General features: G+C 62.1%; 16 protein-coding genes. 11 read left to right on the forward strand and 5 right to left on the reverse strand.

The window, feature by feature from the left end; all coding sequences use genetic code 11:
* Positions 1-62 precede the first annotated feature (62 nt).
* Positions 63-623, reverse strand: a complete 561-nt coding sequence (locus tag ACTV8E_RS11265; protein WP_443199555.1) for a response regulator transcription factor — start codon at positions 621-623, stop codon at positions 63-65.
* Between the two features lie 29 nt (positions 624-652).
* Positions 653-1909: an ATP-binding protein gene (locus ACTV8E_RS11270; RefSeq protein ID WP_251835192.1), complete on the reverse strand. Its 1257-nt coding sequence runs from the start codon at positions 1907-1909 to the stop codon at positions 653-655.
* Positions 1910-2137: 228 nt separating this feature from the next.
* On the opposite strand from ACTV8E_RS11270, the gene ACTV8E_RS11275 reads away from it, so the two are divergent.
* From ACTV8E_RS11275 to ACTV8E_RS11300, 6 genes are all read left to right on the forward strand, one after another.
* Complete coding sequence (locus ACTV8E_RS11275) at positions 2138-2845, forward strand: SIMPL domain-containing protein (protein WP_251835191.1); 708 nt, start codon at positions 2138-2140, stop codon at positions 2843-2845.
* Positions 2846-3007: 162 nt separating this feature from the next.
* Positions 3008-4609 (forward strand): ABC transporter substrate-binding protein, encoded by a 1602-nt coding sequence (locus ACTV8E_RS11280; protein WP_443199556.1) that lies wholly within the window; start codon positions 3008-3010, stop codon positions 4607-4609.
* 189 nt (positions 4610-4798) lie between these two features.
* Positions 4799-5809 (forward strand): ABC transporter permease subunit, encoded by a 1011-nt coding sequence (locus ACTV8E_RS11285; protein ID WP_443199557.1) that lies wholly within the window; start codon positions 4799-4801, stop codon positions 5807-5809.
* A 147-nt stretch (positions 5810-5956) separates the two neighbouring features.
* Positions 5957-6859: an ABC transporter permease subunit gene (locus tag ACTV8E_RS11290; RefSeq protein WP_251835188.1), complete on the forward strand. Its 903-nt coding sequence runs from the start codon at positions 5957-5959 to the stop codon at positions 6857-6859.
* Between the two features lies 1 nt (position 6860).
* The gene (locus ACTV8E_RS11295) at positions 6861-7835 is read left to right on the forward strand and encodes an ABC transporter ATP-binding protein (protein WP_443199558.1); all 975 of its coding nucleotides are present in this window, start codon (positions 6861-6863) and stop codon (positions 7833-7835) included.
* Entirely contained in the window at positions 7832-8800 is a 969-nt protein-coding gene (locus tag ACTV8E_RS11300) for a peptide ABC transporter ATP-binding protein (RefSeq protein WP_443199559.1), read from the forward strand. Before ACTV8E_RS11295 ends, ACTV8E_RS11300 begins: the two co-directional genes overlap by 4 nt.
* 132 nt (positions 8801-8932) lie before the next feature.
* Here ACTV8E_RS11300 and ACTV8E_RS11305 read toward each other — a convergent pair whose 3' ends face one another.
* From ACTV8E_RS11305 to ACTV8E_RS11315, 3 genes are read right to left on the reverse strand one after another with little or no spacing between them, the layout of a single operon-like run.
* Complete coding sequence (locus ACTV8E_RS11305; RefSeq protein WP_443199560.1) at positions 8933-9841, reverse strand: biotin-dependent carboxyltransferase family protein; 909 nt, start codon at positions 9839-9841, stop codon at positions 8933-8935.
* On the reverse strand, positions 9838-10512 hold the full coding sequence (gene pxpB / locus ACTV8E_RS11310) for a 5-oxoprolinase subunit PxpB (protein WP_443199561.1): 675 nt from the start codon (positions 10510-10512) through the stop codon (positions 9838-9840). The genes ACTV8E_RS11305 and pxpB overlap by 4 nt, the downstream gene beginning before the upstream one ends.
* Positions 10509-11255 carry a 5-oxoprolinase subunit PxpA gene (locus ACTV8E_RS11315; RefSeq protein WP_443199562.1) on the reverse strand — a complete coding sequence of 249 codons (747 nt, stop codon included), beginning with the start codon at positions 11253-11255 and terminating at the stop codon, positions 10509-10511. Before ACTV8E_RS11315 ends, pxpB begins: the two co-directional genes overlap by 4 nt.
* Positions 11256-11422: 167 nt before the next feature.
* Between ACTV8E_RS11315 and ACTV8E_RS11320 the strand changes: the two genes are divergently transcribed.
* From ACTV8E_RS11320 to ACTV8E_RS11340, 5 genes are all read left to right on the forward strand, one after another.
* The gene (locus ACTV8E_RS11320) at positions 11423-13648 is read left to right on the forward strand and encodes a TonB-dependent receptor domain-containing protein (RefSeq protein ID WP_443199563.1); all 2226 of its coding nucleotides are present in this window, start codon (positions 11423-11425) and stop codon (positions 13646-13648) included.
* 163 nt (positions 13649-13811) lie between these two features.
* Complete coding sequence (locus tag ACTV8E_RS11325) at positions 13812-14405, forward strand: PepSY-associated TM helix domain-containing protein (RefSeq protein WP_443199564.1); 594 nt, start codon at positions 13812-13814, stop codon at positions 14403-14405.
* A gap of 19 nt (positions 14406-14424) precedes the next feature.
* Positions 14425-14937 (forward strand): DUF2271 domain-containing protein, encoded by a 513-nt coding sequence (locus ACTV8E_RS11330; protein WP_443199565.1) that lies wholly within the window; start codon positions 14425-14427, stop codon positions 14935-14937.
* A 16-nt stretch (positions 14938-14953) separates the two neighbouring features.
* A complete protein-coding gene (locus tag ACTV8E_RS11335) occupies positions 14954-15868 on the forward strand; it encodes a DUF4198 domain-containing protein (protein WP_443199566.1) in 915 nt (304 codons plus the stop codon).
* Between the two features lie 185 nt (positions 15869-16053).
* Positions 16054-17637, forward strand: a complete 1584-nt coding sequence (locus ACTV8E_RS11340; RefSeq protein WP_443199567.1) for a sulfite reductase subunit alpha — start codon at positions 16054-16056, stop codon at positions 17635-17637.
* The last annotated feature ends 41 nt before the right edge of the window (positions 17638-17678 follow it).

A 17678-nucleotide genomic window follows, 5' to 3' on the forward strand; every position in this document is an offset into this window, starting at 1 on the left:
CACCTGGCGCTGGCTTCGCTTCGACCTTAGCAGCAGCGCCTCAGCCTTGATTCACCACACGGTTAGCGCCTAACGGGACGCTTTTGCAGTTTGCGCTGCAGCGTACGTCGGTGCATGCCCAGCGCACGCGCGGTGGCTGAAATATTGCCTTCATGCTCAGCCAGGACGCGCTGAATATGCTCCCACTGCAGGCGATCCACCGACATGGGGTTATCGGGCACCAGGCTGTCCAGATCCGCATGGGTGGATAACAGTGCCGCCAGTACATCATCGGCATCCGCCGGCTTGCACAGGTAATTGCAGGCACCGCGTTTGATCGCCTCTACGGCGGTGGCGATGCTGGAATAACCGGTAAGGATCAATACGCGCATCTCCGCGTCCAGCTCCAACAGCTTGGGTAGCAGCACCAAGCCGGAATCCCCGTCCATTTTCAGATCCAGCACGGCGTACTCAGGCAGGTCTCGGCGCGCTGCAGCCAACCCCTCCTCTGCGGAGCCGGCCACGCTTACTCTCAGCCCACGACGCTCCATGGCCCGCGCCATCACGCGGGTGAACGTAGGATCGTCATCCACCAGCAATATATGAGGGTGCTCTTCGCCTTCAAACAGGGTTTCTTCAGTCATGCTTTCTCCTCAGCTTGCGGCCAGGCACATCAGTGCAAGCCATAAACGCGCGGCAAGCGCAGCTCGGTGAGCGTGCCGCCATCCTCGTGGTTATACAGTTTTACCGTCCCACCAGCACGCGTCACGCTGGCCTGACTGAGGAACAGGCCTAAGCCGAACCCCTTGCCCTTGGTCGTGAAGAAGGGCTTACCGAGCTGTTCGGCGATGGCCAACGGTACGCCGGCACCATGGTCACGAATACTCAGCCTGATCCACTGATGATCCCAGTCCAGGCGGACTTCGAGGTTATCCGGTGCGGCATCGGCAGCGTTATTCAACAGATTCAACAAGGCTTGGGTCAGCGGTGGCGGCGGCATCAGGCTCGGTGGCGTGCCGCGCCCCAGACATTCATAACGATAAGTGGCCTCAGGGCGCATCAGGTGCCAGCGCTGCAGGGCGCCTTCCAGCCATTCGCGAACGGTTTGTTCCACCACTTCCTGGCGCCGCTCAGCCTCAGCGGCACGCACCAGGTTTTGCAGTGTGCCCTTGCACAGTTTCACCTGCTGCTGGAGCAATTCCAGGTCATCTTGCAGCATGGGTTGCCCCTGGTACTCCTGGCTCAATTCCTTGAGCAACACACTCATGGTGGATAACGGCGTACTCAGTTCATGGGCCGCACCAGCAGCCTGGGCGGCCACCGCCAGCAATTGCTGGTCGCGCAGAAGTGCCTCCTGCCGCTGCGCCTGCAGTTGCTGTTGATAGCGCAAGGCTTCGGCCATACGGGCCACGAAGAATGTAATCAACACCGCTGCCAGCGCGAAACTCAACCACATGCCGTAATCGAGCATTTCGCCCTGGAGGGTGATCAACAGCTGCAGAGGATGATGGAAGAACAGCAGCACACTGTAGCTGGCCAAGCCTAACGCGGCGAGCAGCAAGGTATACAGCCAGGGCAAGGTGGCCGCCGCGATGGTCAGCGGCACCAGGTAATAAGAAACGAAGGGATTGCCGGCCCCCCCGGAAAAGTACAGCAACACACTATGTATGAGCAGATCGCAGGCCAGGTGCAGCGCATATTCCTGATCGGTGACCGGCCAGGACTGACGCATGCGCAACGCCGTGGCCGCACAGATCAAGGAGGAAACGGCCAGGGTCGTGCCCAGCGCCACCCACGGCAGGACAACCAGCTCCGATAACCAGGCCAGCCCCACCGACATCGCCTGTGCCGTCAGTACCAAAATACGAATCAGGACCAGCCGGCCGAGATTTTGCCGGCTGGCGGACAGCATGAATAAAGGTGCGCGCATTGTGGATTCCAATAATTCCACGCGAGTATAACCAGCGCCCTGCGCCGCTCGGTGCGGCAAAGCGCCGCAATTCTGGCGGTTTGCTCATCTCTCGCCGCTCACCTTGCGCAACAGGTGCGTTGCAGCCAGAGTCGAACCGCTCAACAGGTTTTCAAAGAACGGCCCATTACACTCCGCAACTGCGTTTATGCTGTTCGCCTCCTTTACGATTGGACAAGGAATCCAGCCATGCTTGCCTTCTCGCGCCTCCCCTCTGTTTTAGCCCTGTGCCTGGCGTGCACCGCCGTGCCGGCCATCGCCGAAGAACCTCGCTACAACCAAGTCTCCCTGCGCAGCGAAGTCAGCCAGGAAGTGACCCATGACCGCATGCACGTCACCCTCTACACCGAAGCGCAAAACACCAATCCAACCCGGCTGGCCAGTGAGATCACCCAGACACTCAACGCCGCCGTGACCCAAGCACGCCAGGCCAAGGGCGTCACCACCAGCATGGGCAATCGGCGCAGTTATCCGGTGTATGACGACAAAGGCCAGAAGATCCGCGCCTGGCGCGAGCGCGCCGAACTGCGCCTGGAAAGCGATGATTTCGCTGCGCTGTCGCAACTCACTGGCGAACTGCTGAACACCTTGAGCATGGGCAACATGACCTTCAGCATCTCCCCCGAACTGCGCAAGCAGCACGAGGATAACCTGCTCAAAGAGGCGGTCATGTCCTTTGGCGAGCGGGCCAAGCTGACCAGCGAAGCGCTGGGCGGCAAGGGTTACAAATTGGTCAATCTCAATCTCAACAGCTCCGGCTTCCAGCAACCGATGCTGTACCGCAGCGCGGCCAAGGTCACCATGATGGAAGCCGCCGACGCCGCCCCGCAGGTCGAAGCCGGCACCAGTCGTATCACGGTGAATGCCGACGGCATGATCGAAGTGCTGATGCCCTGACGGCTAAGCTTATCGAAGAATCGAAAAGCTCGTGACGCGATGGGTCCACCCGGCCCATCGCAACAAGCCCCGCTCCTTGCACTCCGCCAATAGCCTGCAAAGCTTCACGCATCGCGTCGCCTGACGCGCCTCTGATCACAACGATAACAATCCGAGGTCAACATGCGCAGAATTGCCCTTCTCCCTCCCCTTCTCGCCGTCGGACTGCTGACCGCCACGCCACTGGCCCAAGCCGCCGATACCCTGGTGTTCTGCTCCGAAGGCAGCCCCGCTGGCTTCGATCCGGGCCTGTACACCACTGGTACCGATTTCGACGCCTCGGCAGAAACCGTTTTCAACCGACTTACCCAGTTCGAACGCGGCGGCACCACGGTGGAACCCGGCCTGGCGGAACGCTGGGAGGTTTCCGAGGACGGCCTGACCTACACCTTCACCCTGCGCCAGGGCGTGAAATTCCACAGCACCGAGTATTTCAAACCAACCCGCACCTTCAACGCCGACGATGTGCTGTTCACCTTCGAGCGCATGCTCGACAAGAATCATCCATTTCGTACCGCCTACGCCACGGAATTTCCCTACTTCACCGACATGGGCATGGACAGCAACATCGCCTCGCTGGAAAAGCTCGGCGAATATCAGGTTCGCTTCACCCTGGCCAGTGTTGATGCCGCCTTCGTACAAAACCTGGCAATGAGCTTCGCCTCGATCCATTCCGCCGAATACGCCGATCAGTTGCTCAAGGCCGGTCGAGCTGCGGACATTAACCAGAAGCCCATCGGTACCGGTCCGTTCGTGTTCAGCCGCTACCAGAAAGACGCGCAGATCCGCTTCAAAGGCAATCCTGTCTACTGGAAACCGGACGACGTCAAACTCGACAACCTGATCTTCGCGATCAACACCGATTCTTCCGTGCGCTATCAGAAGCTAAGGGCCGGCGAATGCCACATCACACTCAACCCCCGCCCCGCCGATCTTGATGCAATGAAGCGTGATCCCAAGCTGCGCATCCTCGAACAGCCCGGTTATAACCTGGGCTACATTGCCTATAACGTCACCCATTCGCCGCTCGATCGCTTGGAGGTACGCCAGGCGCTGGACATGGCGGTGAACAAACCGGCGATCATCAAGGCGGTTTACCAGAGTGCCGGGCAGCGCGCCGTCAACGCCATGCCGCCGAGTCAATGGTCCTATGACGAGAGCATTCAGGACGCGCCCTTCGATCCGGAAAAAGCCAAGGACCTGCTCAAGGCGGCCGGCATTGCCGAAGGCACCACCTTCACGTTGTGGGCCATGCCGGTACAACGTCCCTACAACCCCAATGCTCGCCTGATGGCGGAAATGCTCCAGGCCGACTGGGCGAAGATCGGCATCAAGACCAATATCGTCAGCTATGAGTGGGGCGAATACCTCAAGCGCGCCAAGGCCGGCGAGCACGACATTATGCTGATCGGCTGGACCGGTGATAACGGCGACCCGGACAATTGGCTGGGCACCCTCTATGGTTGCGACGCCGTGAACGGCAACAACTTCTCCAAATGGTGCGACCCGGCCTACGACACGCTGATCAAGGACGGCAAGCGCATCACCGACCAGACTCAACGCAGCGAGCTGTACCGCCAGGCCCAGCAGGTGCTCAAGCGCCAAGTACCCATTACCCCCATCGCGCATTCCACGGTCAATCAGCCGATGCGTGTCGAGGTGAAGGACTTCAAGGTCAGCCCGTTTGGCCTCAATTCGTTCTATGGCGTGAGCCTGGAGAAATAAAGGGTTGTAGCCGTGGCGCCGACACCTCGATCTGGTATCGGCGCCCGCCTAACCTGAGGGGTTTCGGGCGTTCATGGCTCAACCCTTCTGCTCAAGCGCTGCGCCTCCTGCTCTATCTCGGCCTGCATAGAAGCGTCAAAGACGGGATAATCCCCGTTCCACCTCTTGTTCGGAGTCAGTCACAAGACCATGTTCGCCTTTCTCGCCCGTCGACTGGGCCTGCTGATTCCAACGTTTTTCGGCGTCACCCTGCTGACCTTCGCGCTGATCCGCCTGATCCCCGGCGACCCGGTGGAGGTGATGATGGGCGAGCGGCGCATCGACCCGGAATTGCACGCCCAGGCCATGGAGCGGCTGGGCCTGAACAAGCCGCTGTACCAGCAGTATGTCGACTATATCGGCCGCCTGGCCCACGGCGATCTCGGCGAATCGCTGCGCACCCGCGAAAGCGTGTGGACTGAATTTACCGCCCTGTTTCCGGCCACCCTGGAACTGGCCCTGGCCGCCATGCTGTTCGCCGGCACCCTTGGCCTGCTAGCCGGGGTGATTGCCGCCCTGAAGCGCGGTTCGCTGTTTGATCATGGCGTGATGGGCCTGTCGTTGACCGGCTATTCCATGCCGATTTTCTGGTGGGGCCTGATCCTGATCCTCATCTTCTCCGTCAACCTGGGCTGGACGCCGGTGTCGGGGCGTATCGACCTGCTCTACGACATTCCACCAATCACCGGTTTCATGCTCATCGATACGCTGCTCAGCGACGAGCCCGGCTCGTTTCTGGATGCCCTGCGTCACCTGATTCTGCCCGCCATCGTGCTGGGCACCATCCCGCTGGCGGTGATCGCGCGCATGACACGCTCGGCCATGCTCGAAGTGCTCGGTGAAGACTACGTGCGCACCGCCCGCGCCAAGGGCCTGTCGCCGACGCGGGTAGTGTTTGTGCATGCCTTGCGCAACGCGCTGATTCCGGTGCTAACCGTGTTTGGCCTGCAAACCGGTGCCCTGCTGGCCGGTGCGGTCCTCACCGAAACCATCTTTTCCTGGCCAGGCATTGGTAAATGGCTGATTGAGTCCATCGGCGCACGCGACTACCCAGTGGTGCAGAACGGCATCCTGCTGGTTGCCTGCCTGGTGATCCTCGTCAACTTCACCGTGGATTTGCTGTATGGCCTGGCCAATCCACGCATTCGCCATCAGCGCTAAGGAACCCACAATGTCTCCTGACCTGTTTCGCGGGTTCCCTGTAGTAGGGTGGATGACGCCTTTTTCATCCACCGGTCGTGCCGCGCAAGGGTGGATGGGTGAAGCGTCATCCACCCTACGGGCAAGCTACGAGCTAAAGGCACGGCCATGACAACGACCACACCGCTCGACCCGGCCCTGCTGTATCCCTCGCCGCTCAAGGAATTCTGGCGCGCCTTTACGCGTAACAAGGGGGCGCTGGGTGGGCTGATCTTTCTGCTGCTCCTGGTGTTCTGCGCGCTGTTCGCGCCCTGGGTCGCGCCGTTCGATCCCAGCGAGCAATTCCGCGAACACTTGCTCACCCCGCCGGTCTGGCTGGAAGGCGGTCAAGCTCGGTTTTTGCTGGGCACCGACGAATTGGGCCGCGACCTGCTTTCCCGACTGATTCACGGTGCGCGTCTATCGCTGCTGATCGGCCTGGCCTCGGTGGTCTTCTCGCTGCTACCGGGGGTACTGCTGGGCTTGCTCGCCGGCTTTTCGCCAACCCTGCTCGGCCCGTTCATCATGCGCTTGATGGACATCATGCTGGCCCTGCCGTCGCTGTTGCTAGCGGTGGCCATCGTGGCGATCCTCGGCCCGGGGCTGATCAACACCATCCTGGCGATTGCCATCGTGTCGCTGCCCGCTTACGTGCGCCTTACCCGCGCCGCCGTGCTCAACGAACTGAATCGCGACTACGTCACCGCCGCACGACTGACCGGCGCCGGCCCGCTGCGTCTGATGTTCGTCAGCGTGCTGCCCAACTGCATGGCGCCGTTGATCGTGCAGGCCAGCCTGAGCTTTTCCTCGGCGATCCTGGATGCCGCCGCGCTGGGCTTCCTCGGCCTCGGCGTGCAACCACCGACGCCCGAATGGGGCACCATGCTCGCCTCGGCGCGCGACTATATCGAGCGCGCCTGGTGGGTGGTCAGCCTGCCTGGCCTCGCCATTTTGCTCACGGTGTTGGCCATCAACCTGATGGGCGACGGCCTGCGCGATGCCCTCGACCCGAAACTCAAGAGTGCCGCCTGACATGAGCCTGCTGGAAATCCGCAACCTGTCCGTGCGTTTTGGCGAGGCCGATGCGCCGCCCGTGGTCGATGCCTTGGACTTATCCGTCGTACAGGGCGAAGTGCTGGCCATCGTCGGCGAATCCGGCTCGGGCAAATCAGTCACCATGCTCGCCCTCATGGGCCTGATCGACCCGCCGGGCCGGATCACCGCCGAGTGCCTGCAGTTCTCCGGCCAGGACCTGCTGCGCCTGCACGGTCGCCAGCGTCGCCGGCTGATCGGCAAAGAGCTGGCAATGATCTTTCAGGACCCGATGACTGCACTCAACCCCAGTTACACGGTCGGCTACCAAATCGAGGAAGTCCTGCATCAGCATCTGAATCTCAAGGGCCCGGCTGCTCGTCGGCGTGCCCTGGAACTGCTCGAGCGGGTGGAAATCCCCGCCGCCGCCAGCCGGCTGAATGCCTACCCCCATCAACTGTCTGGCGGCATGAACCAGCGCGTGGCGATCGCCATGGCGATTGCCGCCGAGCCGCGCCTGCTCATCGCCGATGAGCCAACCACGGCCCTGGACGTGACCATCCAGGCGCAGATCATGGACTTGCTGCTCGATCTGCAGCGCGACCAGGGTATGGCCCTGATCCTGATTACCCATGACCTAGCGGTGGTTGCCGAAACCGCCCAACGGGTCTGCGTCATGTATGCCGGCCAAGTGGTGGAAACGGGCCGTGTGCCGGAACTGTTCGAGGCGCCGACGCACCCCTATACCGAAGCACTGCTGGCCTCGATTCCGGAACACAATCCCAACGCCCGGCGCCTGGCAACACTGCCTGGGATAGTGCCTGGCCGTTACGATCGGCCCCAGGGTTGCTTGCTGTCGCCGCGCTGTCCTTACGCACAGCCAGCCTGCCAGGTACGTCCGGAGTTGATGCCCCACGCGCGGGGGGCGGTGCGCTGTTTCTTCCCCCGCAACCTGACCCCGGAGGAGCGCCGATGAGCGTTGTGATTGCCCGCGAACTGACCCGCCTGTACAGCGTCTCGCGCGGCCTGTTCAAACCCGCCGCCACAGTGCGCGCCCTCAACGGCATTTCCTTCGAGCTGGAGGCTGGGCAAACCCTGGCGGTGGTCGGCGAATCCGGTTGCGGCAAAACCACTCTGGCCCGCGCCTTGACCCTGATCGAACAACCCACCTCCGGATCGCTGCAGATCGCCGGTCAGGAAGCCGCCGGCGCCAGCCGTGCCCAGCACAAACAGCTGCGCCGCGACGTGCAGATGGTGTTTCAGAATCCCTATGCCTCGCTCAATCCGCGACGCACCATTGGCGACCAGCTGGCCGAGCCGCTGCTGATCAACACGCCGCTATCCCGTGCCGAGCGCCGCGAACGGGTGCAGGCGATGATGCAGCAGGTCGGGCTGCGCCCCGAGCACTATGGGCGTTTCCCGCACATGTTCTCCGGTGGACAGCGCCAACGCATCGCCCTGGCCCGGGCGATGATGCTCAACCCCAAGGTGTTGGTGGCCGACGAGCCCACCTCGGCGCTGGACGTGTCGATCCAGGCCCAGGTACTTAACCTGTTCAAGGACTTGCAAGACGAATTCAGCACCGCCTATGTGTTCATTTCCCACAACCTGGCGGTTGTGCGCCATATCGCCGATCAGTTGCTGGTCATGTACCTGGGCCGGACCATGGAAAGCGGCCCCAGCGCACGCATCTACAGCCGACCGCTGCACCCTTACACCCAGGCTTTGTTGGCTGCCACTCCACGCCTGCATCCGGACCCGAGCAAACCGCGCATCAAGCTGCACGGCGAATTGCCCAACCCCCTCAACCCACCCAGCGGCTGTGTCTTCAATCAGCGCTGCCCCTACGCCACCGAGCATTGCCGCCAGGTAGTGCCTGAGCTGCGCCCGCTGGAGGGTCGATTGGTTGCCTGCCATTACGCCGAGCAGATCAGCCTGTAGGCTGGATCGCGCTTTATCGATCCACCGGGTGGCGATCTACTGGGTGGCGCTCCACCGAGCGGAAGCCTGGTGGATGGGAAAAGCGTCATTCACCCTACGCCAGCATGGCAACCGCCCCGGTGCGGCGAAGACTCAGCGAAAAAAACGATAGAACGCGCGCAGTTCGGCCTGCGCCTGTGCCACCTCGACTGGCGCAAAGCGCACCCCGCTGTGCGGGGGACACTGCGCCAGCCGCCATTGATCCAGTGGGTGCAGCCAGCCGAGTAGCGGATAGCCGCCCATGGTCTGCCGGTCGGTCATGAGAATGATCGGCTGACCGTCCGGTGGTACCTGGATCGTTCCGCTTACTACCCCCTGGGACCACTGCAGGCGTGGTGCCTGGAGCGCTTCGCCATTCAACCGCACGCCCATGCGGTCGGAATGCGGACTGATGAGCCAGCGCTGGTCCAGCAAATGCTGCAATGCGTCGGCATCAACCCCATCAGCGGCGATCAGCCGCAATTCAGGCTCGCGACGGTAATCTGGAATATAAGGCCACGGCACACTGACCCTGCCGGGCAACCGCGCCGGCCGGCACGGCAAGAAATCGCCCAGCTGCAGAGCACGGCCATCTCCGTGTACACCGCCCAGCTCTTCACGGACCTGGGTCGATACGCTGCCGAGCTTTGGCACTATGCAGAAACCACCCGTCACCGCCAGGTAAGACCGCTGCCCGCTGCGCGCGTACCCCAAGCGCAGGCGCTGACCGGCGCGCAGGGGAAAGCGCGCCCAGTTCGCCTGCGGTTGGTCGTCAATATGGATGTCCAACTCTGCGCCACACAGCGCCAGCCAGGTGTTTCCGGCGCTTTGCAGCTCCACACCGCCTAAGGCGATTTCCACCAGGGGGGTGCCCCAGGGATTGCCCAGCAGACGATTGGCCCAGGCCGCTGCGTGACCATCCAGCGGACCGCTGGGTGAAACGCCCAGATGCTGCCATCCGAAGCGCCCAGCATCCTGTACCAGACTCAAAGGCCCAGGCTTCAACACCCGCAGCCCCATCATCGGTTGGCCTCGGCTCGGTAGTCCGCTTCCGTCACTGCAACGAACCGCACCCGATCACCGACCCGTAATGCACACGGCGGTTCGCGCTGCGCGTCGAACAGGCGCCACGGACACAATCCCAGCAGGTGCCAGCCGCCAGGCGACGCCTGCGGATAAATCGCCGTCTGACGTTCGGCAATGGCCAGGGAACCGGCGGGCACCCGCGTCCGAGGCGAAGCCCGGCGCGGTAATGCCAGCCGTGCGTCCAGCCCGCCCAGATAGGCAAAGCCCGGCGCGAAACCGATAGCCCCAACGCGGTACTCAACCGCGCCGTGCAGAGTAATCACCTCAGCCTCGGACAAACCGCAGGCCTGGGCCACCGCCGGTAAATCCTCCCCGCCATACCAGATGGGGATTTCATGCATACGCCCGTCCTGCTTCGGGAGCGGCGTCTCCTGCCAGGCATGCAGCAGCGGTTGCAGGCGTCCAGTCAGTTCCAGGTGATCGGTGCGCAGCAGGTCGTAATGCACCAGCAACGTCGTCCAGCCCGGCACCAGATCCACCAGCAGCGGCCCCAGTTCGCGCCGCAAGGTTGCCATCAGTGCAGCGATACGCAACGGCAACGCCGCATCGGGCTGCTCGGCCAACACCAGCAGCAAGGCTTCAGCGCCGGCCGGCTGGCAACGGATCATGTTGCGTCTAAGTGCGCCCGCAACCGGCGCAGCACCGACAAGGCGTCGGGGTTATCGCCATGCACGCACAGGCTGTCGGCGCGCAGGCGCAAAGGTTTGCCATCGATATCGGCGAACGGCTCGCCCCGGGCAATCGCCAGCGCCTGGTCGAGGATTCGCTGAGGCTCATGATGCACCGCGCCAGGCAAACGCCGCGGCGCCAGTTGGCCGTCCGACTGATAGGCGCGGTCGGCGAACGCCTCGAACAGCAGCGGGACGCCGGCCGCCTCGGCCAATCTGACCTCCCGACGATTGTCAGCCAACGCCAGCACCATCAGCGGCAGGCCGGCGCGATAACTCGCACAGGCATCGAGCACTGCCGCAAATAACGCATCGTCGCGCACCAGGTCGTTATAGAGCGCGCCATGGGGTTTGACGTAAGCCACTTGAGTGCCTGCGGCGCGGCAGAACGCCTCCAGAGCGCCGACCTGATAAAGCACCAGCGCACGCACTTCGTCCGGCGTACAGCTCATGTGCCGCCGTCCGAAACCTTGCAAATCGGGATAGGCCGGATGGGCACCAATGCTCACGCCGTGCTGAACCGCCAGCGCCACGCTGCGCTGCATGGTCAGCGGATCGCCCGCGTGATAACCGCAAGCCAGGTTGGCCTGGTCGATCAGCGGCATGGCCAGCGCGTCGTTGCCCATCGTCCAGGCTCCGAAGCTCTCGCCCATGTCGCAGTTGAGGAGAAGGGAATTGGTCATGTCGGCAAGCTTCCAGCTTTGCCAAAGGCGGCGCAAGTCCACCGTTGAGTCAACAGAACTTCAGGCATGAATGTAAATTTATCTGATTAGCAATTGAAAACACTTCTCAACCTTATCGCGAATCATTATCATGCGCGCCAACATAAAACCGACCACTGGAGCTCCGCATGTCCCTGCCCTTCGCCCGCACCGCACTGGCTACCGCCCTACTGGGCTGCAGTCTGGCCTCTTTTGCTCAAGACGCCCTAATACTCGGCGACACCGTGGTCAGCGCCTCGGGGTTTGAACAGAAAGTCACTGAGGCTCCAGCCAGTATTTCTGTGGTCAGCGGCGAAGAATTGCAGCAGAAGCGTTACAGCAACTTGGCTCAAGCGCTGGAGGATGTGGAAGGCATTGACGTACGCCAGGGCACGGGAAAGACCGGCGGCCTGAACATCAGCATTCGCGGCCTGCCTAGCGAGTACACCCTGATTCTAATTGATGGTCGCCGCCAGAATACCGCCGGCAACGTCACCCCCAACGGCTTCAACGAAACCTCCACCAGCTTTATGCCGCCGATGTCGGCCATCGAGCGCATCGAAGTGATCCGCGGCCCAATGTCCACCCTATATGGCTCGGATGCCATGGGCGGCGTGGTGAATATCATCACCAAGAAAGTCGCCTCGGAATGGGGCGGTTCGCTGAGCCTGGATCATACCTTCCAGGAAAATCGCGATTATGGCGAAGCCAGCAAGACCAGCCTGTATGCCAGCGGCCCTCTGGTCGACGGCCTGCTGGGCCTGGCCGTGCGCGGCAGCCTGCAAGACCGGGGGGAATCCGACCTCACGTTCGACAACGACACTACCGTCAGCAAGCGTGGGGCTGCGCCTGTGGAGGGCCGCAATAACACCCTAGGCGCCCGTCTGACTCTGACGCCTCATGAAAACCACGATTTCGCGCTGGATGTTGAACGTGGTCGCCAAGTTTATAACAACGACAACTGCCAGCTCGGTACGCTGGACGGCAAAACCGGTGGCAACGCCATCGGTGGCTGCACCACTGACGCGCCTACCGTAATAAACGGTTACGACGATGAACTGCGCTTCGAGCGCGACCAGGTTGCCCTGAGCCATACGGCGCGCCTCGGCTTCGGCACTCTGGACAGTAGCCTGACTCACAACACAACCGAAACCATCGGCCGGACCATTCCCGGAACCCTCGGGGTGGCTTATTCCGGGTACCCATCCATTGTCGCAGGCGATGATCGTGAGCTGAAATCTACCGACCTGGTATTTGACACCAAGCTGGTCAGCCCCATCGGCGACTCCCATATTGCTACCGTTGGCGCCCAATGGTGGGATGCCGAGGTGGAAGACGGCATCGCATCTGAAAAATTCGAGCAATCCACCTGGTCTCTGTTCCTCGAGGATGAGTGGCGACTGCGCGACGATTTGGCGCTGACCCTCGGCGCTCGCTACGAAAACCATGAGGCCTTCGGTGGCCATGTAAGCCCACGTGCCTACCTGGTGTGGAACACCAGCGACAGCTGGACAATGAAAGGTGGCGTCAGCCGAGGCTACAAGACACCCACCCTTAACCAGTTGCATGACGGTATCAACGGTGTAAGTGGCCAAGGCCGCACCATTACTATCGGCAGCCCGGATCTTGATCCAGAAGTCACCACCAACACCGAATTCGGCGTGTACTACGACAACTATGCTGGCTTCAATGCCAACGCCACCTTGTTCCACAACAAGTTCAAAGACAAGATCGACGACGGTACGCCACTGCCCAACTGCTTTTTTACAGCCAACCCGAACCAGCCCGGTTGCGTCAGCTTTGGCAGCAGCTTCACTCAGGAAAACTTCGCGCAAAGCATCAATATCGATGAAGCTGTCACTCAAGGTCTGGAACTGGCCAGCCGCTGGCAGTTCGCACCGCGTTGGAGCCTGAGCGGCAACTACACCTTCACAGACAGCGAACAGAAGAGCGGTATCAACAAGGGCGCTCCCTTGACCAACACGCCCGAGCATATGCTCAACGCCAGCCTCAACTGGAATGCCAGCGAACGTCTGACCCTGTGGTTCAAAGGCGAATACCGTGGCGAGCGCACACGCTTTACCGATAAGTATGAAAACCTGACAGCTGCCAACCGAGCCCTGCAGGATGAAGTCGGTGATTTGAAAGCTTATGAGGTCTTCCACCTCGGCGGCTCGTACAAAGCCTCCGAAAATGTGACCCTCAACGCCAGCATTTACAACCTGTTCGACAAGGACTTCCTCGACGGCGAAACCTACACCACCAACACCGGTGCCGTTGGCTGGGCCTCTTACTACACCCAGACCGCCCAATCCACCAGCGGCACTCTGGAAGAAGGCCGCCGCCTCTGGCTTTCCGCCAACATCACGTTCTAAGAACTAACCATGGCCCGCCACCCGGCGGGTCATTCCTTTCGCGAATGTATGTTGTTGATAAATCCCCGACATCTTTCCAGGCAACCCCCTAGAATCTCGCCAGTTCCGGCTAATGGCCTTTCGCCTCGGCTGACAGATTCCTCTTTGCGGATTCCCTCTCACCATGCGTTTCTGGCTCGGCACCCTGCGGCAATGGCACTGGATCAGTTCGGCACTCTGCCTGATGGGGATGCTGCTGTTCGCCTTCACCGGTATCACGCTTAACCATGCCGCGCAGATCGAAGCCAAGGCGCAGGTCACCACGCGCCTTGAGCAGTTACCGGCGATGTTGCAACAGCAGTTGCTAGATGCGGCGCCCACGGCAGGAATGCCCACAGCGCTGGCCAACTGGCTGGAATCTACCCTCGACATCCGTCTGGGCGGTCGCGAAGCCGAGTGGTCCGGTGGCGAGTTGTATATCGGCCTGCCTCGCCCCGGTGGCGATGCCTGGCTGAGCCTGGATATCGCATCCGGCGAGCTGGAATACGAGTCCACCGACCGCGGCTGGATCGCGTATCTCAACGACCTGCACAAGGGCCGCCACAGTGGTGAGGCCTGGAGCTGGTTCATCGATATCTTTTCCATCGTCTGCGTGATCTTCAGTCTCACCGGCCTGCTGCTGCTACAGCGCCATGCCGGCGGGCGCCCCGCCACCTGGCCACTGACTGGCCTCGGGTTGGTGATTCCCGTGTTGCTGGCTTTGCTGTTCATTCATTAAAAAGGATAAGGACATAGTGATGCGCAAACGCGTACTGCTCCCCCTGTTTACCCTGCTCAGCCCAGCGGTGTTGGCCGCTGACCTGGACATCAGCGTGGAAATCCCGCGCCTGGACGTCGCTGAATACCATCGTCCCTACGTGGCCCTGTGGCTGGAAAAGCCTGACCAGAGCCACGTCGCCAACCTGGCGGTCTGGTACGACCTGAAGCTCAAGGACAACGAAGGCGAGAAGTGGCTGAAAGACATGCGCCAGTGGTGGCGGCGCAGCGGCCGCAGCTTGGAGATGCCGGTGGACGGCGTCAGCGCCGCGACCCGCGCGGTCGGCACCCATCAGTTGAGCTACAAAGGCAGCGAAGCGCCGCTCAAGGATCTGGTCGCCGGCGACTACAACCTGGTGGTGGAAGCCGCCCGCGAAGTCGGCGGTCGCGAACTGCTGCGCGTGCCCTTCAGCTGGCCACCTACGCAACCAAGCACCGCCAGCACCCAAGGCAGCAGCGAGCTGGGCACCCTTACCGTTACCGTCAAACCTTGAGCAAGGAACGATCGATATGAATTCGATGATCAAATGGACCGCCCTGACCCTGGCCGTTTGCCTGCCGCTGTCCGCCCAGGCCCACCGCGCCTGGATGCTGCCCTCGGCCACCGTGCTGTCTGGCGAAGCGCCGTGGATCACCGTGGACGCTGCCGTCTCCAATGACCTGTTCTATTTCGAGCATTTCCCGCTGCAACTGGAAGGCATCGGCAAACCGCTGGCCCTGCCAGCACGCGGAGCAGCCCCGGCCGCCGCAGATGCAACGCAGAAAGCACCCGCACCGGCGCCCATGCGCCGCCCGGCCAACAAGTTGCTGATCCTTGCCCCCGATGGCAGCGAAGTGCAGGCCGAAAACGGCGCCATTGGCCGTTACCGCAGCACCTTTGATGTGCAGTTGACCCAGAAGGGAACCTACAAGTTGGCGGTGGCCAGCAGCGGCCTGATGGCCAGCTGGAAGGAAAACGGCTTGGCGCACCGTTGGATGGGCAAGGCCGAAGACCTGGCCAAGCAGGTACCGGCCAAGGCCGATGAGCTGCGCGTGGTACAGAGCAACAACCGCATCGAGGTCTTCGTGACCGCAGGTGACACCACCGACACCGTTTTCAAGCCGACCAAGACCGGCCTGGAAATGCTGCCGGTCACCCACCCCAATGACCTGTTTGCTGGGGAAACCGCCGAATTCACCTTTCTGCTCGACGGCAAACCCGCCAAGAACCTAGACGTGATGGTGATTCCCGGCGGCAACCGCTACCGCGATGCCACCGATGAGCTGAATCTGACCACCGATGCCAAGGGTGTGCTCAGCGTGACCTGGCCGGCGCCCGGCATGTACTGGCTGGAAGCCGAGCTGAAGACCAGCGACGGCGTGAAGAAGCCAGTCACCGAACGCCGCGCGGTGTACAGCGCCACCCTGGAAGTGCTCGCGCCCTGATAGCGTTGCTCGCCGCTCAACGTGCGCCGCTTGCCTCGGCAACGGCGCTGCCCATCCCGGCAACGCTCAAACACCTCAGCCCATCCCGCGCGGATCATACCGCCTCGTAGGATGGCGTTGAGCGCAGCGATACCCATCGCAGAGCGCACTCGATCACTCCTCCTTCGCTCACCCGCGTTCAGGTCATGAGCCAGACACATTCAACCTTCCATCCCACACTGTCCTCGCGCCTTATCCGCTACTGGCCCGCGTTTGCCTACGCGCTGCTGGCCGTCCTGCTGTTGTGGCTGCAACCGGCGCGGGAAATCTCCGCCGCGCTGGTGGCTCTCGCCTGGCTAGGAGGCAGCGCTTTCGCCTGGCGCCGCTCCTCCAAAACTCCAGCAGCGGCGAGCGACCAACTGCTAGTCGCCTACGCCAGCCAAGGCGGCCAAGCCCAGGCCGTGGCCGAGCGCAGCGCCAAGCAGTTGACGCACAGCGGCATGCCCGCCGTGGCCATGCCGCTCAATGCCCTGACGCCCACGCAACTGACCGGACAATCGCGTCTGCTGCTGGTGCTGGGCACTTACGGCGAAGGCGAGGCACCCGACAATGCCGCGCGCTTCGAGCGCCGGCTCTGGGCTGAATCCCCCGCGCTGCGCGGGCTGGAGTACGCCCTTCTCGCCCTTGGGGATCGCGAATATCAGCACTTCTGCGGCTTCGCCCGGAGCCTGGAACATCGCCTGCGCCAGCTGGGCGCCACGCCGCTCTTTGATCGCCTGGAAGCCGACCGAGCCGATCCGGAAGTGCTGCGTCGCTGGCAGCAGCAACTTGGCCAACTGAGCGGCAATCACCAATTCAGCGACTGGCAGCCGGCCCACTATCAACACTGGACGCTAGAAGCACGCGAATGCCTCAACCCCGACAGCCAGGGCGCGCCGGCCTTTTATCTGCGTCTGGCACCTCCGAATGACGCGCAACACTGGCAAGCCGGCGATATCGCCGAAATCGGCCCCTGTCAGCCGCCCCTGGTTGTAGCTCAATGGCTTAGCACCCAGAATCTGCAGGGGGATACCCCGCTCGGCAACGGCCAGACGCTGGCCCGCCACCTGGCCCGCCGAAAACTTACAGCCCCAGTGAAAAGCCATACGGGCCACTCCCCCGATGCACTGCTCGAGCACTTACCGCTGCTGCCGCACCGAGACTATTCCATTGCTTCATGCCCGGCCGATGGGCACGTGGAGCTGCTGGTCCGGTTGATGCGAAACTCGGACGGCACCTTGGGCCTGGGCTCCGGCTGGCTCTGCCGGCATGCCCCCTTGGGCACGCGAATCGACCTGCGCATTCGTGCCAATCCAGGTTTCCGACTGGCTGCAAACACCGGGCCGCTGATCCTGATCGGCAACGGCACGGGACTCGCCGGCCTGCGTGCCCATTTGCGCGAATGCGAACAAGGCGGTCAGGGTGGCCATTGGCTGCTGTTTGGGGAACGCAACGCGGCGCATGATGGTTTCTTCGAGGAGGAACTGAACGGCTGGCTAAACAGCGGCCACTTGGCCCGCCTGGATCGCGCCTTTTCACGGGACCAGGCGGAACGGGTATATGTCCAGCACCTCTTACGCGACGCCGCCGATGAGGTACGAGCCTGGATCGATCGCGGAGCCAGCGTCCTGGTTTGCGGCAGCCTGGAAGGCATGGGCCGCGAAGTGGATTCGGTACTGCGTGGGCTGCTGGGCGAACAATGCGTAGAAGAACTGAGCGAAGCAGGACGCTATCGACGCGACCTGTATTGAAGGCAACTGAGCCGCTCGAACGGACTGTTCGTCCACAGGAC

This window comes from Pseudomonas sp. B392_1p, from assembly GCF_052245235.1.
GTDB lineage: Bacteria > Pseudomonadota > Gammaproteobacteria > Pseudomonadales > Pseudomonadaceae > Serpens > Serpens gallinarum.

Coding starts and splice junctions, on each gene's coding strand:
- ACTV8E_RS11340 (WP_443199567.1), top strand. CDS start 16,054: ATGAGCCAGACACATTCAACCTTCCATCCCACACTGTCCTCGCGCCTT.
- ACTV8E_RS11270 (WP_251835192.1), bottom strand. CDS start 1,909: ATGCGCGCACCTTTATTCATGCTGTCCGCCAGCCGGCAAAATCTCGGC.
- ACTV8E_RS11290 (WP_251835188.1), top strand. CDS start 5,957: ATGACAACGACCACACCGCTCGACCCGGCCCTGCTGTATCCCTCGCCG.
- ACTV8E_RS11330 (WP_443199565.1), top strand. CDS start 14,425: ATGCGCAAACGCGTACTGCTCCCCCTGTTTACCCTGCTCAGCCCAGCG.
- ACTV8E_RS11275 (WP_251835191.1), top strand. CDS start 2,138: ATGCTTGCCTTCTCGCGCCTCCCCTCTGTTTTAGCCCTGTGCCTGGCG.
- ACTV8E_RS11280 (WP_443199556.1), top strand. CDS start 3,008: ATGCGCAGAATTGCCCTTCTCCCTCCCCTTCTCGCCGTCGGACTGCTG.
- ACTV8E_RS11315 (WP_443199562.1), bottom strand. CDS start 11,255: ATGACCAATTCCCTTCTCCTCAACTGCGACATGGGCGAGAGCTTCGGA.
- ACTV8E_RS11320 (WP_443199563.1), top strand. CDS start 11,423: ATGTCCCTGCCCTTCGCCCGCACCGCACTGGCTACCGCCCTACTGGGC.
- ACTV8E_RS11295 (WP_443199558.1), top strand. CDS start 6,861: ATGAGCCTGCTGGAAATCCGCAACCTGTCCGTGCGTTTTGGCGAGGCC.
- ACTV8E_RS11265 (WP_443199555.1), bottom strand. CDS start 623: ATGACTGAAGAAACCCTGTTTGAAGGCGAAGAGCACCCTCATATATTG.
- ACTV8E_RS11285 (WP_443199557.1), top strand. CDS start 4,799: ATGTTCGCCTTTCTCGCCCGTCGACTGGGCCTGCTGATTCCAACGTTT.
- ACTV8E_RS11305 (WP_443199560.1), bottom strand. CDS start 9,841: ATGATGGGGCTGCGGGTGTTGAAGCCTGGGCCTTTGAGTCTGGTACAG.
- ACTV8E_RS11325 (WP_443199564.1), top strand. CDS start 13,812: ATGCGTTTCTGGCTCGGCACCCTGCGGCAATGGCACTGGATCAGTTCG.
- ACTV8E_RS11300 (WP_443199559.1), top strand. CDS start 7,832: ATGAGCGTTGTGATTGCCCGCGAACTGACCCGCCTGTACAGCGTCTCG.
- pxpB (WP_443199561.1), bottom strand. CDS start 10,512: ATGATCCGTTGCCAGCCGGCCGGCGCTGAAGCCTTGCTGCTGGTGTTG.
- ACTV8E_RS11335 (WP_443199566.1), top strand. CDS start 14,954: ATGAATTCGATGATCAAATGGACCGCCCTGACCCTGGCCGTTTGCCTG.